The organism is Limnohabitans sp. MORI2 (assembly GCF_027925025.1).
GTDB lineage: Bacteria > Pseudomonadota > Gammaproteobacteria > Burkholderiales > Burkholderiaceae_C > Limnohabitans.
In genome coordinates, this window is record NZ_AP027058.1 from 1,416,495 (window position 1) to 1,430,584 (window position 14,090).

Genomic DNA, 14,090 nt, shown 5'->3' on the forward strand with positions numbered 1-14,090 from the left:
CTGTAATTACTTACCGTTGGTGCCGAGCAGCACAGAGTGCAAGTCAGAACCGAAAGCGTTCACATCTTCCATGGCCGACTTGTTACGACGCACCAACCAGTTGTAGCCGAGCACTGCAGGCACAGCCACAGCCAAACCAATGGCCGTCATGATGAGCGATTCACCCACAGGGCCAGCCACTTTGTCGATACTGGCTTGGCCAGACATACCGATCTTGACCAAGGCGTTGTAGATACCCCAAACCGTACCGAACAAACCCACGAAAGGTGCTGTAGAACCCACGGTCGCCAACAAAGCCAAACCATCTTGCATGCGGCTTTGCACGTTGTTTATGGCGCGTTGGATGCTCATGGTCACCCAGTCGTTGAAGTTAATCGCACCCAACAAACCGGTGTGCTTGCTTGCGCCTTCCAAGCCTTTTTCAGCGATGAAGCGGAAGGGGCTGTCTTCGGCCAAGGTGTCTGCACCTTGACGCACATTGCCTGCAGACCAGAAGCTGTCTTGCGCTTCTTTGGCAAAGCGACCAATCTTGGCTTGCTCAAAGTACTTGGTGAAGATCACATACCAGCTACCCATGCTCATGATCACCAAGATCAGCAAGGTGCCTTTGGCCACCACGTCACCTTGCGCCCACAAAGCGCCCAAACCGTAGGGGTTTTCTTCGCCGGCATGTGCAGCAGGTGCTGGAGCGGGAGCAGGTGCAGCCACAGGTGCTGGTGCGGCCACTTCTGCGGCAGCAGGCGCAGCAGCTGGGGCTTTGTCTTTGGCAGCTTGTGCGTGACCGACCATGCCAAACAGCAAACCTGCAACCAGGCCAGCGCTCAGCGCGAGAGTTTTGATTTGTTTCATCATGATGAATGACTCCTAAGAAATTTTTTGAATGTGTTTGTGAATGACGTGTCGCTTATTCCAAGCGCCATGTGTATTTCATGCTGGCCCAGCTTTGTTCAGCCTTACCGTTGAGCGTGCCAGGCTTGAACTGACAACGCGACAAGGCAATGCGGGCCGCCTCGTCCAAACGTGTAAAGCCAGAGCTCTTCTCAACCTGCGACTCAATCACCTGGCCTTCTGCGCCAATCAAGAAGCGCAACTGAACCGTGCCCTCTTCTTCATTGCGTCGAGATGCGCTTGGGTATTCAGGCTTGGGGCAACTTGCTGCTGCATTAATTACCGGCGCTGTACGCACAGGCGCAGCAGACACAGAGGCAATGGCATTGGCACCTGCTGTGGCGTTGACCGCGATGTCCACAGGTGGCACATATTCTGGTGGCGGCGCACTCTTTTGAGGAGGCGGTGGAGGTGGCGGTGGAATGTCGGGCTTGGCATCTTCAATCAGCTGAGCCTCAACAGGCCCCTTGATCACTTTGACGAACTTCTTGGCCAAGCCAGAACTGATCGCCCAAAACAAGATGATGTGCAACAAAACCACCAGACCCAATCCGACAACATGCTTGCCCGGATTGCGTTGTTGACTGGCGTAGTCTTTCATGTGTGTGTGGCTCCTGGTTATCGATTGCAGCAAGAGAGCATCAAGACCCTTTGCAAACGATTGCAATTCTAATTTCAAGAAAATTTGGCGCGCATTGGGGCAAACCCTCGGCTGGAAAAATATTTTGTTGCACCCTGATAACACTAGGGAAAGTCCCAGTTTTCTTGCTATTATCAAGAAAAATCAATAACTTATGAAACGTTTTTAGATCAAACTTTTAGATTAATAAGCCCAACTCATAAAAATTTAATTGCAATCGTTTGCATTTCAAAACAAAATTCAAATCACTCATTGCAATGCATCCAAGGCACGACAAAGAGTCACACCTAAATTCATGGCTAATTTGCTGCGAATTAGAGGTTTTCTTAACTTTTACAGGAGACGTTTGTGAAAACAAACCACACAAAAATCAGTCCTAAAACGATTGCAGTTGCAGCCTCTTTAGCCGCACTGCAAATTGGCGCTGCATATGCGCAATCGAACGATGCTTTGAAGCTCGACGAGATGGTGATCACTGCATCGCCAGAAGGTCGCTCAAAGATGAAGCAAAGCTTGTCTGTCAGCTCTATTGACTCCGAACAAATTGCAAACTCAGTCGCGTCAAGCTCAGCCGAACTGCTTCGCAACATTCCCGGTGTTCGTTCTGAATCTAGCGGCGGGGGCGGCAATGCAAACGTCACAGTTCGCGGCGTACCAATCTCAGCTGGTGGTTCTCGCTATGTCCAATTCCAAGAAGATGGTCTGCCAGTTTTGCTATATGGTGACTTCAACTTCGTAACACCTGACATGTTTATTCGCGCCGATTCAGGCACAGACGGATTGGAAGTTGTCCGTGGGGGCTCTGCGTCAACAATGGCCACTAACGCTGCAGGTGGTGTAATCAACTTCATCAGTAAAGTTGGTGAGCTAGATGGAGGCAATGTAGGTGTAACGACCAATGTAGGTGGCGCAGATCAAAAACGCTACGACTATGGCTATGGCAAACGTACATCAGATACATCTACATTCCAAATCAGCGGTTTTATTCGCGATGGAGAAGGTCCGCGTAAGACTGACGGCGTCAAAATGGAACAGGGTGGTCAATTCCGTGCTGCACTGAGCAAAGACCTCGGTGGCGGAAATAGCGTCAAACTGTATGCAAAATTCCTGGACGACAAACAGCCATTAAACATGGCTGCACCGGTGTCTTACGTCAACGGAAAAATCGTAGAACTACCAGGCGTTGATCCTCGTACATTCTCACCCTACTCATCAAAACTTCCATCAATTGGCCCTGCAGGCTTAAATGGCCGCTTAGGAGCCAGCATGAATGATGGTTTGAGAACAAAGTCAACTGCAGTTGGTGCCGAAGTCAATTTGAATTTAGGGAATGGCTGGATCATCAACGACAAAATTCGCGTTTCACAAAACTCTGTGAAATTCGACGGAATCTTGCCAGACTCTTATCAAGCCGGCACAGTTGCCAATGGGTCCAATTTCAGAATTGCAAGCCCTACATCTAACCAATACACTGCATTGCTGCTAGACACACAAGTCAAGGACGCAGGCATTGCAGTTAATGACTTCAAAGCAACAAAAGCTCATGCGTTAGCAGATGGAGCAAAGCTAACAACCACAGCTGGTGTATTCATGGGTACTCAGCGTTACAACGCTGACTGGGAGATTGGTAGATTCACATCCACATTGCCAGTAAATTCAAATACATCATACGGCGCTTACCGAGCGGGTGAAGATTACCAACGCACCGTTAATCAAACATTCCAAGTCTTTGCACCCTATGCAGCAGCGAGTTGGGAGAAGGACAAATGGATTTTTGATGCAAGCGTTCGAAACGATCGCATGAAGTCAACAGGCGAATGGCAAGCAAAGGCCACTCCTGTTGGAAACATTGATTTCAAGTCCAACCTGAATTCATATTCATTCGGCACCAACTACAGCATTGATAAAAACACAGCTGTTTTTGCTCGTATCAGTGAGGGTGGCTCCTTGCCCGGCGACCGAGTTTTAAGTTACGACGCAAGCTGCGGCAAGAATTGCATGACTGGAAAAATCGATCCCAACAAGGTACAGCAATACGAGACTGGTGTGAAGTTACGTCAAGGCAACTTGAGCACATTTATTACAGCCTTCCAGGCCAAGACCCAAGAAAGCAACTTTGATGTTTTGTCAGGGGTTTCTTCACAAAACAAATACGAAGCAAACGGTGTTGAGCTAGAAATGGGCTACAAATCAGGTGGTTTTCGCTTGAACGCTGGCATGACTTACACAGATGCGAAGGTTGTAGGTAGCAATGACTCCACTTATGTTGGCAAAGCTCCAAACCGACAAGCAAAGGTGATCTATTCGTTGTCTCCAAGCTATCGATTCGGACAAACCACTGCTGGTTTGTCATTGATAGGCACAACAGCTGCTAAAGAACGTCAAGGGGCATCACAAACTGGTCAGGTTGAATTACCAGCCTACCAGTACGTCAATGCATTTGTAACTCATGATCTGAGCAAGTCAACCGTTGTGTCACTTGGCATCAACAACTTGACTAACGTGATTGGTTACACCGAAGCAGAGGGTAGCCGCTCTGGTGCACGTTCAATTAACGGCCGTACGGCTCTCGCGTCTTTACGCTACAACTTCTAAACAAGCTAATCACAAGAGCTCACAAGGCTCTTGTGATTTCTTCTGTTAGAAATTTCCTCACGCGTACTCCGCGTGAGAGTCATTTATTGAGTCATTCATGAAACTTATCGAAGAGCACCAAGAAAAACTTGGGCAAGCCCTTCCAGCTCTCATCCATGAGCTGCTTGACGAAGCCCCTACCGCGCGCGCTGCTGTGTTGCGCGAACGCTTGAATACCGAATTTCCAGTACTGCAGGACAGGCTCGCACGTCTGTATGGCTGCAATGAAAACTTTTCCGATTGGCTGAACCAAGTTGTGGCTCAGTCGGTCCAGCTCGCGCTGTCGCGCCCCGACGATTTGTGGGCCTTAGACATACAGCGCGCCAAACAGCCCAACTGGCATTTGAATGGCTCGTTGGGCTACTGCGCCTACACCGACAAGTTTGCCGGTAACTTGTCTGGCGTGCGTCAGCGCATTGCGCATCTGCAAGAGTTGGGCGTGACCTACTTGCACTTGTTACCTTTCTTAAAGCCCGGCACACCACCGAATGATGGTGGATTTGCTGTAGCAAGCTATGACGAAGTTGACCCAGCGCTGGGCACCAACCAAGATTTACAAACACTCACCAAAGAGCTGCGTGCTGCCGGCATCAGCCTGTGCAGTGACTTTGTGCTGAACCACGTGTCACACGAACACGAATGGGCGTTGAAAGCACGTGCAGGTGATGCGCACTACCAGTCTTATTTCCATTGGGCACAGACACCCGAGGAAGTGGCTGCGCATGAAAAAAATCTGATTCAAATTTTCCCCAACACAGCCCCTGGCAACTTCACCTTCATTCCTGAAGTGAAGGCTTGGGCATGGACCACGTTCTACCCCTATCAATGGGATTTGAACTACACCCAGCCCGACGTGTTCGCAGAAATGGTGCAATCGCTCTTGCGTTTGGCCAACTTGGGTGTGGAGGCTTTCCGTTTGGATTCCACAGGTTTCTTGTGGAAGCGCCCTGGCACCAATTGCATGAACCAGCCCGAAGTGCATTGGATTTTGCAAGCCATGCGCAGCCTGACCAACATTGCCGCACCCGGCGTGTTGCTCAAGGCCGAGGCCATCATGCCCACGCAAGATTTACCGCCCTACTTTGGCCTTGGTAAAACCCAAGGTCCAGAGTGCCATGTGGCCTACCACTCCAGCCTCATGTCTGCAAGCTGGGTGGCATTGGCTGAAGAGAACACACAAATCATTCAAGACGTTCTGTCTCACACCCCTGCTCTGCCTGATGGTTGCGCTTGGATGACCTACGTGCGCTGCCATGACGACATTGGCTGGAATGTGTTGCGCCCCGAGATGGATGCACGCGGCGCCGAGCAACGTGCACGCCTGTTGCACGCGTCGCAATTCTTTGCAGGCGAAGTGGCTGGCAGCTACGCGCAAGGTGCAGCCTTCCAAGCGAGCGACCCCACAGTGGTGCACGGCACCAATGGCATGGCCGCTGCTTTGGTAGGCCTGACATCCGCACAAACATCTGCAGAACAAGAAGCTGCCAAATCACGCTTGGTGATGATGCAAGCCTTGTCGCTGTTTGTTGGCGGTTTGCCGTTGATTTACATGGGCGATGAATGGGGCCAAGGCAACACTTCCGCAGATGAAATTGCACAACGTCAAGGCCCCGATGGCCGTGAGTTGCATCGCCCCATGTTTGATGAACAGGGTTTTGCCAATCGGCATGATGTATCAACGGTGCAAGGCCAAATATACGCAGCGTTGCGTGCGTTTATTCAAGCCAAAAAACAGCACAGCAGCTTGAACGCCTCACACCCTTTGAGCACTTGGAACACCGGCACAAGTGCTGTCTTGGGGTTGAAACGCGGCCACCATGCTTTGGGCTTGTTCAATTTCTCAGGCCAAACACAAACCTTGTCGCCCGCACCAGCGATCACGCAAAATTGCATGACGCATGGCACTGATTTAATTTCAGGCAAGGCCCTCGATCTGCAAGGTTTGCAGCTCGCCCCCTACTCAGCCGTTTGGCTAAAAAAATGAGCACACACCTCAAACCGCATCTGTCGTTTTGGCAAATCCTCAGCATGAACTTTGGATTCTTCGGAATCCAATACAGCTTTGGTCTGCAACAAGCCAATATGAGCCCCATTTATAAATACTTGGGTGCTGATGAAGCTAGCTTGCCTTTGCTCTGGTTAGCTGGTCCGATGACTGGACTGTTGGTGCAACCCATCATTGGTGCGATGAGTGATCGCACCATCAGCAAGTGGGGCCGTCGCACGCCCTACTTCATGGTGGGCGCGATTTTGTGCAGCATCTGTTTGCTATTCATGCCTTACAGCCCCACCTTGTGGTTTGCTGCGAGTTTGTTGTGGATTTTGGATGCCGCCAACAACGTGACCATGGAGCCCTACCGTGCTTATGTGAGCGACCGTCTCAACACCAACCAGCACTCATTGGGGTTCTTGACGCAAAGTGCGTTCACAGGCTTGGCGCAAACGCTGGCTTACCTCACACCATCACTGCTGTTTTGGTTTGGTCTGAACAAAGACGCGGTGAATGACAGCAATATTCCGCACATCACGGTGATCGCATTTTTGATTGGCTCGGTGTTGTCGTTCACGACCGTGTGGTGGTCTGTGCATTCGACGCCAGAGCTACCGTTAACAAACCAAGAGCGTGAGGCCATCTTGGCCAAACCTACGGGCATCAGAGCCACGTTGGCTGAAATTGTGGAAGCTGTGCGCGAGATGCCGCAAGCCATGCGCCAACTCTGGTGGATGAAGTTGTTTCAGTGGTACGGCATGATGTGCTACTGGATTTACATCGTGCCCTCATTGGCGCGTGCAGTGTTTGACACATCGGATGCATCATCACAAGGCTTTCGTGATGCGGGTTTGCTCAACGGGCAAATTGGTGGCTTCTACAACTTTGTGGCATTCATCGCTGCGTTCTCGTTGATTCCGCTGACCAAACGCTTCGGCCCAAAGATTGTTCATACCGTCTGTTTGACATTAGCAGGTGTTGGCATGTGGTTCTTGCCTACGTTGCAAGACAAAGCCTTGTTGTTTATTCCGATGGTGGGCATTGGCTTGGCCTGGGCCAGCATCATGGGCAACCCCTACATCATGTTGGCTCGCAGCATTCCACCAGAGCGTGCAGGCGTGTACATGGGCATCTTCAACATGTTCATCGTGTTGCCCATGATCGTGCAGATGCTCACGCTGCCTTTGTATTACGACAGTTTATTGGGCAGCGACCCACGTCACGTCATTCAGTTAGCAGGCTGTTTCTTGTGTATCGCGGCAGCACTCACTCTTCGTGTCAAAACCAATGACTAATGCTTCGCCTATTCGCGTCGCCATTGCGGGTGAAGCGCTGCTCGATCTCATCTCAGAAGCTGATGGTCGCTTTAATCCATGCTTGGGTGGCGCGGTTTACAACTTAGCCCGAGCCTTGGCACGACAAGGTATGGGTACGCTGTACCTCAATCCATTCTCGTCCGACAAGCTTGGACAAGCACTGATGCAACAGATGGTGGACGATGGCGTGATCCTGTCACAACCTAAGCCCATTCAAGCTGTCACATCACTCGCTGTTGTTCATCTCAACACCAACGGGCACCCCAGTTACGCGTTTTATCGTGACGGTGTTGCTGACCGCCATGTCAGCACAGCACAAATGAACGCTGATTGTTCATCGCATACACAGACACTTGATCTGATTTGCACAGGCGCATTGGCATTAGATGCACGCGATCAGTCTGTCTATTTGCCATGGCTCATGACTCAAAAGCAAACCGGTAAATGCATCGTAGTAGATGCCAATTTGCGACCATCCGTCATGCCTGACCTGCAAACCTATCGAGATTGTGTTTATCAATATCTGAAGGTCGCCGACATCATCAAAGTGAGCGATGAAGATTTGGTAGCACTCGCGGTCCTTGGTAAATCACCTTTAGAAAAGGCACAACATTTACTCAAAAACACCCACGTCAAACTGATGGCATTGACCTTGGGGGCTGATGGGGCATGGTTGTTGAGTCACACGGGGCATACATACTTTGGAAAAGAAAGTGCAATGCTCAACATCGTTGATACCGTGGGTGCAGGCGACAGCTTTTTAGCTGGATTACTAGCGGCGCTAGGAAACCTGAACACCCCTGATTTACCTTTGAACGATCTACTCAACTCAATCAACGATGAGCAAGCGTACGCATGTCTGCGCCATGCGATTTCAAGTGCAAGCTTGTGTGTGCAAGCACGTGGTTGCGTGCCACCGACATGGCAACAAGCTGCTGAGTGGGCTACCGCTCATCCGCTGATCAAGACGCCATAAAAGCGTCCACCGCTGCACCATCAGGCGGTGAGCAACCAACTCTGCTGCAGTTGATGGCAGCAGCCACCAAGGCGCGTTGCAAGGTTTGAGGCACACGTTGAATCGCAAGGCTGTTGTTGTTCAAGGTGTCATGCCCAACCCAGTCTGCCAAGCAGCTGCCCCAAAACGTATCGCCTGCACCCACGGTGTCTTTCACATCCACCACGGGAGCTGCGCCTTGTGCATGCGCATCCCCCACTTGCAAATAAGCGCCTTGCGCACCAAAGGTCAACGCCACACGCGAGCAACCTTGTGCCATCCAATGCGCTGCCAAACTTGAAGCATTGGCTAACGACACATCTGCAAAGCCCAACAGTTCTAAATCTTCATCACTGGCTTTGAGCCAATCTGCAAGTGCTGCCACCTCTCGGACGGCTTGCAAATACGCAGGCACATCACGGGAAACACGCGGACGCAAGTTCACGTCTACGCTGATGGTCCATCCCAAACGCTTGGCCGCAGTAACGATCTGCAAAACCTTGTGCTGCTCGGGCGGCATGGCCATGAGCGAACCCGTGTGCAACACACCTAGCGGCGATGCTTCTAACAAAGCCACTACATCAGCGACTTGGTAGTCGCGGTCGGCCACACCATCACGGTAAAACCCATAGCTGGGCTGCCCATTTGTCACTTGCACCACAGCCAGGGATGTGGGTAAGACAGAGCGAGGCAGCAAGCTGCGTGCATGGTTGGCCTGTAAATGGTCTATCAATGCTTGGCCAAATGTGTCAGTCGAAAAGGGAGCAACAAAACCAACAGAGGCGCCCTGCAGGGCTGCCGCCAATGCCAAGTTGTATGGACTGCCGCCAAGGTGAGGCACCAACGAACCATCAGGCTGCGCGATGCAGTCCATCAAGGCTTCGCCTAACACCCAAACTGGCGTGTGTGATGTACCGCTCAAGCCAAACACTCCGCTGGAATGTCCTCTGGCTTCATCGCACCCGTCATCACGGCCACAGTGTCACTCATGCTAATTTTTTTTGGGTTCAACACTGCAGCGCGTTTGCCTAATCGGGCTACATGAATGCGGTCTGCAATTTCAAACACATGGGGCATGTTGTGAGAAATCAGCACCACGGGCAGGCCTTTATCTCGCACGCGGCGAATCAGCTCCAGCACCATGTTTCCCTCTTTCACGCCAAGCGCTGCCGTGGGTTCATCCATGATGACCACATGCTGTGCAAACGCTGCAGCGCGTGACACGGCCACGCATTGGCGTTGACCGCCTGACAAAGTTTCTACCGCTTGCGTCATGGAACGAATGCCAACCTTCAAGTCACTCATACGCTCAATGCTCTCTTGCAGCATGCGTTTTTTATCCAGCATGCGCAGCACGTTGCCTGCAAAGCCAGGACGGCGAATTTCGCGGCCTAGAAACAAATTCTCTGCAATGCTCATCGCAGGTGCGACTGCCAAATCTTGGTACACCGTTTCAATGCCAGCGCGTCGTGCATCGATAGGCGATTTGAAATGGATGGGTTTGCCATCCAGTGATATGACGCCTTCGTCTGGCACCGTGGCACCCGACAAACATTTGATGAGCGACGATTTACCTGCACCGTTGTCGCCAATGACCGCCAAAATTTCGCCAGCGCGCAGCTCAAAGTCTGCGCCGTCCAACGCGGTCACTTGGCCGTAGCGTTTCACGAGGCCTTTGGCCGACATGACGATGTTGTGTTGTGTGTCGCTCATGATCAGCGCGCTCCCTTGCGTGAGAGTTGATCTGTGGCCACGGCCAAGATCACCAAAATACCTGTCACCAAAATTTGATACACCGACGACACCCCCATGAGCGTGAGGCCGTTGCGAAACACGCCCACAATCAACGCGCCTACCAAGGTGCCCAACACCACGCCACGGCCGCCAAACAAACTGGTGCCACCCAATACCACCGCGGTGATGGCGTCTAAGTTTTCGGTTTGTCCAGCGTTGGGGTCGCCCGCGCCCGTGCGTGCCACGCCCAACATAGCAGCAACGCCATAGCAAAGCCCTGCTAACACATACACCCACAACAACACTTTTTCTGTGGGGATGCCTGTCAAACGTGTGGCCTCAGGGTTGTTACCCACGGCGTAGACGTGTCGGCCTGCGGCAGTTTCGCGCAACGCAAACCAAGCAAAAAAATACAACGCCAGCATCATCACCACGCCATAACTGACGGTGGCATTGCCGAGTGTGAAAGTGCTCCCCAACCAGTTCATGCCAGCGGGGATATCCGTCACAGTTTGCGATCCCGAATACAACTGTGTGATCGCAAATGCAATATTCAAAGTGCCTAAAGTCACAATAAAGGGAGGCAGTTTGATGCGTGTGACCAACCAACCGTTGACATAGCCAAACAAAGTCGTGACAGCCAACCCGCAAGCCATGGCCGCTGGCGCTGACAACCCATAGTCCACAGCAAATTTGGTCATCACAATGCCACCTAGAGCCATCACCATGCCACACGACAAGTCAATGCCTGCTGTCAAGATGATGAGGGTTTGACCAATCGCAATCACACCCACCACCATGACTTGCGCCAGGATGAGCGAAAAATTTTGAGCGCTCAAAAACCGGTCGCTTTGGCTGGCAAAAAACACGCAAGCCAGCAGCAGTGCGATCAGTGGGCCAAGCGTGCCCAAGGGCGGAAGCTTGTCTTTGAAGGTATTCATACGGTGACTTTATTCTTTCAAATCAGAGGGGGCCGAAAGGCCCCCTCGTTCATAGGTACGCGACGCTTTACTTGTTACCCCAGCACAAATCTGTGCCAGTTTTCACGTCTTTGCTGTCCACGCCCTTCATGGGCTTCGCAGCAATCAGTGTCACCCCAGTGTCGGTGTAGCCGCTGACCTTCTTACCTGTCTTGGCGTATTCCACACCCGCTGCCACACCCATGGCTGCCATGCGTAGTGGGTACTGCTGTGAGGTGGCGGCAATCACGCCAGCGCCCACGTCTTTGATGCCAGCGCAGCCACCGTCCACCGACACGATCAACACGTCCTTCTCTTTGCCTGCGGCCTTGAGTGCGTTGTACGCACCTGCAGCTGCGGGCTCATTGATGGTGTAGACCACATTGATGTTGGGGTTCTTTTGCAAGCAGTTTTCCATGCCGGTTTGGCCCTTGGCTCGGTCGCCATAGCTGTCGGCCATACACACTACTTCAGCGGGCTTGGCCAATTCATTGCTCTTGGCATCCAACGATGTCAAACCATAGCCTTGCAAGAAACCGTTGTGGCGTTGTGCGCCTACAGGGTGCCCTGGGAACAAATCGAGGGTGGCGATGACGGGCTTCTTGCCATTCAAAGCGGCTTTGGCATATTGACCAATGAAAACACCCGCTTTGTAGTTATCAGTCGCAAACAATGCGTCAGTTGCATTGGCTGGCTCAGTGGGGCTGTCTAAAGCGATGACCATCACACCTTGTGCTTGTGCTTTCTTGATGGCAGGCACGATGGCTTTGGAGTCGCTGGGGGTGATCAAAATAGTTTTGGCACCTGCAGCAATCATGTTCTCCATCGCTGTCACTTGACCAGCGTTGTCGCCGTCTGTTTTACCAGCGGCTGACATCAGCTTTGCGCCAAGCTTGGTCGCTTCGGCTTGCGCGCCCTCTTTCATCTTCACAAAGAAAGGATTTGTTTCAGTTTTAGTGATCAAGCCAATCACAGGCTCTGCGGCATAAGCGCTGCTGGCAGCCAATGCCAGAGCTGTCAACATCAATTTAGGTGTGTTCAATTTCATCAAGGTCTCCACGTTGTTGGTAATCTTTGCCGACGCACTTTTACGCCGTGAATGAAATGTAAGATAACTCCACTTATTAAATCAAGTTAGTTTAATTAGTACATACCCTGAACCTCAAGTTGACAAAAATTTGGCATCCTCCAAGGCTTGACAGTATTCATAAATCAAGGACGCAGAGTGCTCAAAGGAATAGACCCCATCCTCACCCCCCAATTACTGATGCACCTATGTGCCATGGGCCACGGCGAATGGGTTGGCGTTGTGGATGCCAACTTCACTGCAGACTATTTGTCACACGGCAAACCTGTAGTTCGCCTACCCGGCCTTAGCCTTGAGCGCGTGAGCAAGGCCGTGTTGTCGGTGTTTCCGCTCGCTACCGATGTGGCACAACCAGCAACCATCATGCACGTGTGTCAAAGCGACGCACTGCATCGCACGCCAGCACAACAAGCGGTGATTGATTTGGTCAACAAAGCCGGGGTTGCGTCGAATCAAGTCGAGGCTTTAGAGCGCTATGCGTTCTACGAGAAAATCAAAGACGCCAGTTTGATCGTTCAAACAGGCGAAGGCACAGCCTACGGCAATGCCATGTTCTGCAAAGGTGTGATTCTTTTATGAAAACAATGCGTGGGTCCAACCACACCGGCATGCGCCAATTCAATGAGCGCACCGTATTGCGCGCCATCCGTCATGAGGGCGCGATACCCAAAGCAGACTTAGCACGTCTCACACAACTGTCCTCACAAACCGTCTCCATCATCGTCAACCGTTTGCTAGACGACGGTTTACTCATCAAACAAGACCGCATTCGCGGAAAGATTGGCCAGCCCTCAGTGCCATTAGCCATCAACCCAGATGGCGCTTACAGCATTGGCTTACAAGTGGGCCGTCGCAGTCTTGAGGTAGTGGTAACAGATTTCTTGGGCCAAATGCGCCACCAGTGGCAACACACCTATCCCTATCCTTCCCCCAATGAAGTACTGCCGAAAATCAAAGAAGGTTTGAAGCTCATGCAAAAACGCCTGGGCGCTGAAGCATGGAAGCGCACGGTGGGGATTGGCCTTAGCGCGCCACTCGCGATGCACGAATGGGGCGACTTGATGGGTAAAAAAGCCCAAAAAGCCATGGTGGATTGGGAGCACATCGATTTGGTGCAAGAGGTGCAAGCCATGTCTGCCTTGCCCGTTGAATTTGCCAAAGACACCACCGCTGCTTGCGTGGCTGAATTGGTGCAAGGTTTGGGGCGCGATGTACCTAACTTTTTGTATGTTTATGTGGGCACATTTGTAGGGGGTGGTTTGGTCATGGATGGCCACATCGTCAACGGCCCGCATGGCAATGCAGGTGCCATTGGCTCAATGCCCATTGGTAGACCCACCTCAGGGACTCGCGCAAACACCAACACACCAGCACAACTACTCCAACTCGCGTCAGGTTGGCAGCTAGAACAAGCCTTGATGGCAGCGGGCCATGAACCATTGCTGGTACAACATGACACCATCATGAATCCAGAGTTCAAAGCCTACACACAGCCATGGTTGTCGCAAGCAGCCACAGCTTTGGCCATGAGTGCCACCAGCGCTGCTGCACTACTCGATTTAGATGCCGTCATCATGGATGGCTCCCTCAACCTCAAGCTCTTGCAAGCCCTCATTCAACAAACCGAGGCCAGCTTGGCACAATTCAATTTTGATGGCATCCAACAGCCCCGCATCTTGGCCGGCCAAGTGGGTAGCCACGCACGTGCTTTGGGCGGGGCGCTGCTGCCATTGCATGCCCAATTCTTCCCCGACAAAGACATCTTTTTGAAGCAAGACGAACACGTGTAACGAGCTAGAAAAAATGTTTGTAACTATGTTGACAAAAAACGTGAAACTAAGTTACATT

The 14,090-nt window shown here is 51.8% G+C and carries 12 protein-coding genes; 6 read left to right on the top strand and 6 right to left on the bottom strand.

Annotation, left to right across the window (positions count from 1 at the left end):
• Nucleotides 1-6 precede the first annotated feature (6 nt).
• Together QMG27_RS06670 and QMG27_RS06675 are read right to left on the bottom strand one after the other, a co-directional pair.
• Nucleotides 7-852 (bottom strand): MotA/TolQ/ExbB proton channel family protein, encoded by an 846-nt coding sequence (locus QMG27_RS06670; RefSeq protein WP_281810289.1) that lies wholly within the window; start codon nt 850-852, stop codon nt 7-9.
• Nucleotides 853-904: 52 nt separating this feature from the next.
• Nucleotides 905-1,489, bottom strand: coding sequence for an energy transducer TonB (locus QMG27_RS06675; RefSeq protein ID WP_281810290.1), 585 nt, complete (start codon nt 1,487-1,489; stop codon nt 905-907).
• Nucleotides 1,490-1,876: 387 nt separating this feature from the next.
• Here QMG27_RS06675 and QMG27_RS06680 point away from each other — a divergent pair, with 387 nt between their 5' ends.
• From QMG27_RS06680 to QMG27_RS06695, 4 genes are all read left to right on the top strand, one after another.
• Nucleotides 1,877-4,123, top strand: coding sequence for a TonB-dependent receptor (locus tag QMG27_RS06680; RefSeq protein ID WP_281810291.1), 2,247 nt, complete (start codon nt 1,877-1,879; stop codon nt 4,121-4,123).
• Between the two features lie 97 nt (nt 4,124-4,220).
• Complete coding sequence (locus QMG27_RS06685) at nt 4,221-6,146, top strand: alpha-amylase family glycosyl hydrolase (protein ID WP_281810292.1); 1,926 nt, start codon at nt 4,221-4,223, stop codon at nt 6,144-6,146.
• A complete protein-coding gene (locus QMG27_RS06690) occupies nt 6,143-7,447 on the top strand; it encodes an MFS transporter (RefSeq protein ID WP_281810293.1) in 1,305 nt (434 codons plus the stop codon). Before QMG27_RS06685 ends, QMG27_RS06690 begins: the two co-directional genes overlap by 4 nt.
• A complete protein-coding gene (locus tag QMG27_RS06695; RefSeq protein ID WP_281810294.1) occupies nt 7,440-8,444 on the top strand; it encodes a PfkB family carbohydrate kinase in 1,005 nt (334 codons plus the stop codon). The genes QMG27_RS06690 and QMG27_RS06695 overlap by 8 nt, the downstream gene beginning before the upstream one ends.
• Here QMG27_RS06695 and QMG27_RS06700 read toward each other — a convergent pair.
• The 4 genes from QMG27_RS06700 to QMG27_RS06715 form a co-directional block, all read right to left on the bottom strand.
• Nucleotides 8,431-9,384: a PfkB family carbohydrate kinase gene (locus QMG27_RS06700; protein ID WP_281810295.1), complete on the bottom strand. Its 954-nt coding sequence runs from the start codon at nt 9,382-9,384 to the stop codon at nt 8,431-8,433. The two genes, QMG27_RS06695 and QMG27_RS06700, sit on opposite strands and share 14 nt — an antisense overlap.
• Complete coding sequence (locus QMG27_RS06705) at nt 9,381-10,175, bottom strand: ATP-binding cassette domain-containing protein (RefSeq protein ID WP_281810296.1); 795 nt, start codon at nt 10,173-10,175, stop codon at nt 9,381-9,383. Before QMG27_RS06705 ends, QMG27_RS06700 begins: the two co-directional genes overlap by 4 nt.
• A gap of 2 nt (nt 10,176-10,177) precedes the next feature.
• Nucleotides 10,178-11,137 carry an ABC transporter permease gene (locus QMG27_RS06710; protein WP_281810297.1) on the bottom strand — a complete coding sequence of 320 codons (960 nt, stop codon included), beginning with the start codon at nt 11,135-11,137 and terminating at the stop codon, nt 10,178-10,180.
• Nucleotides 11,138-11,204: 67 nt separating this feature from the next.
• On the bottom strand, nt 11,205-12,203 hold the full coding sequence (locus QMG27_RS06715) for a sugar ABC transporter substrate-binding protein (protein ID WP_281810298.1): 999 nt from the start codon (nt 12,201-12,203) through the stop codon (nt 11,205-11,207).
• 177 nt (nt 12,204-12,380) lie between these two features.
• Between QMG27_RS06715 and QMG27_RS06720 the strand changes: the two genes are divergently transcribed.
• Together QMG27_RS06720 and QMG27_RS06725 are read left to right on the top strand one after the other, a co-directional pair.
• Entirely contained in the window at nt 12,381-12,821 is a 441-nt protein-coding gene (locus QMG27_RS06720) for an RbsD/FucU domain-containing protein (protein ID WP_281810299.1), read from the top strand.
• The gene (locus tag QMG27_RS06725; RefSeq protein WP_281810300.1) at nt 12,818-14,032 is read left to right on the top strand and encodes an ROK family transcriptional regulator; all 1,215 of its coding nucleotides are present in this window, start codon (nt 12,818-12,820) and stop codon (nt 14,030-14,032) included. Before QMG27_RS06720 ends, QMG27_RS06725 begins: the two co-directional genes overlap by 4 nt.
• The last annotated feature ends 58 nt before the right edge of the window (nt 14,033-14,090 follow it).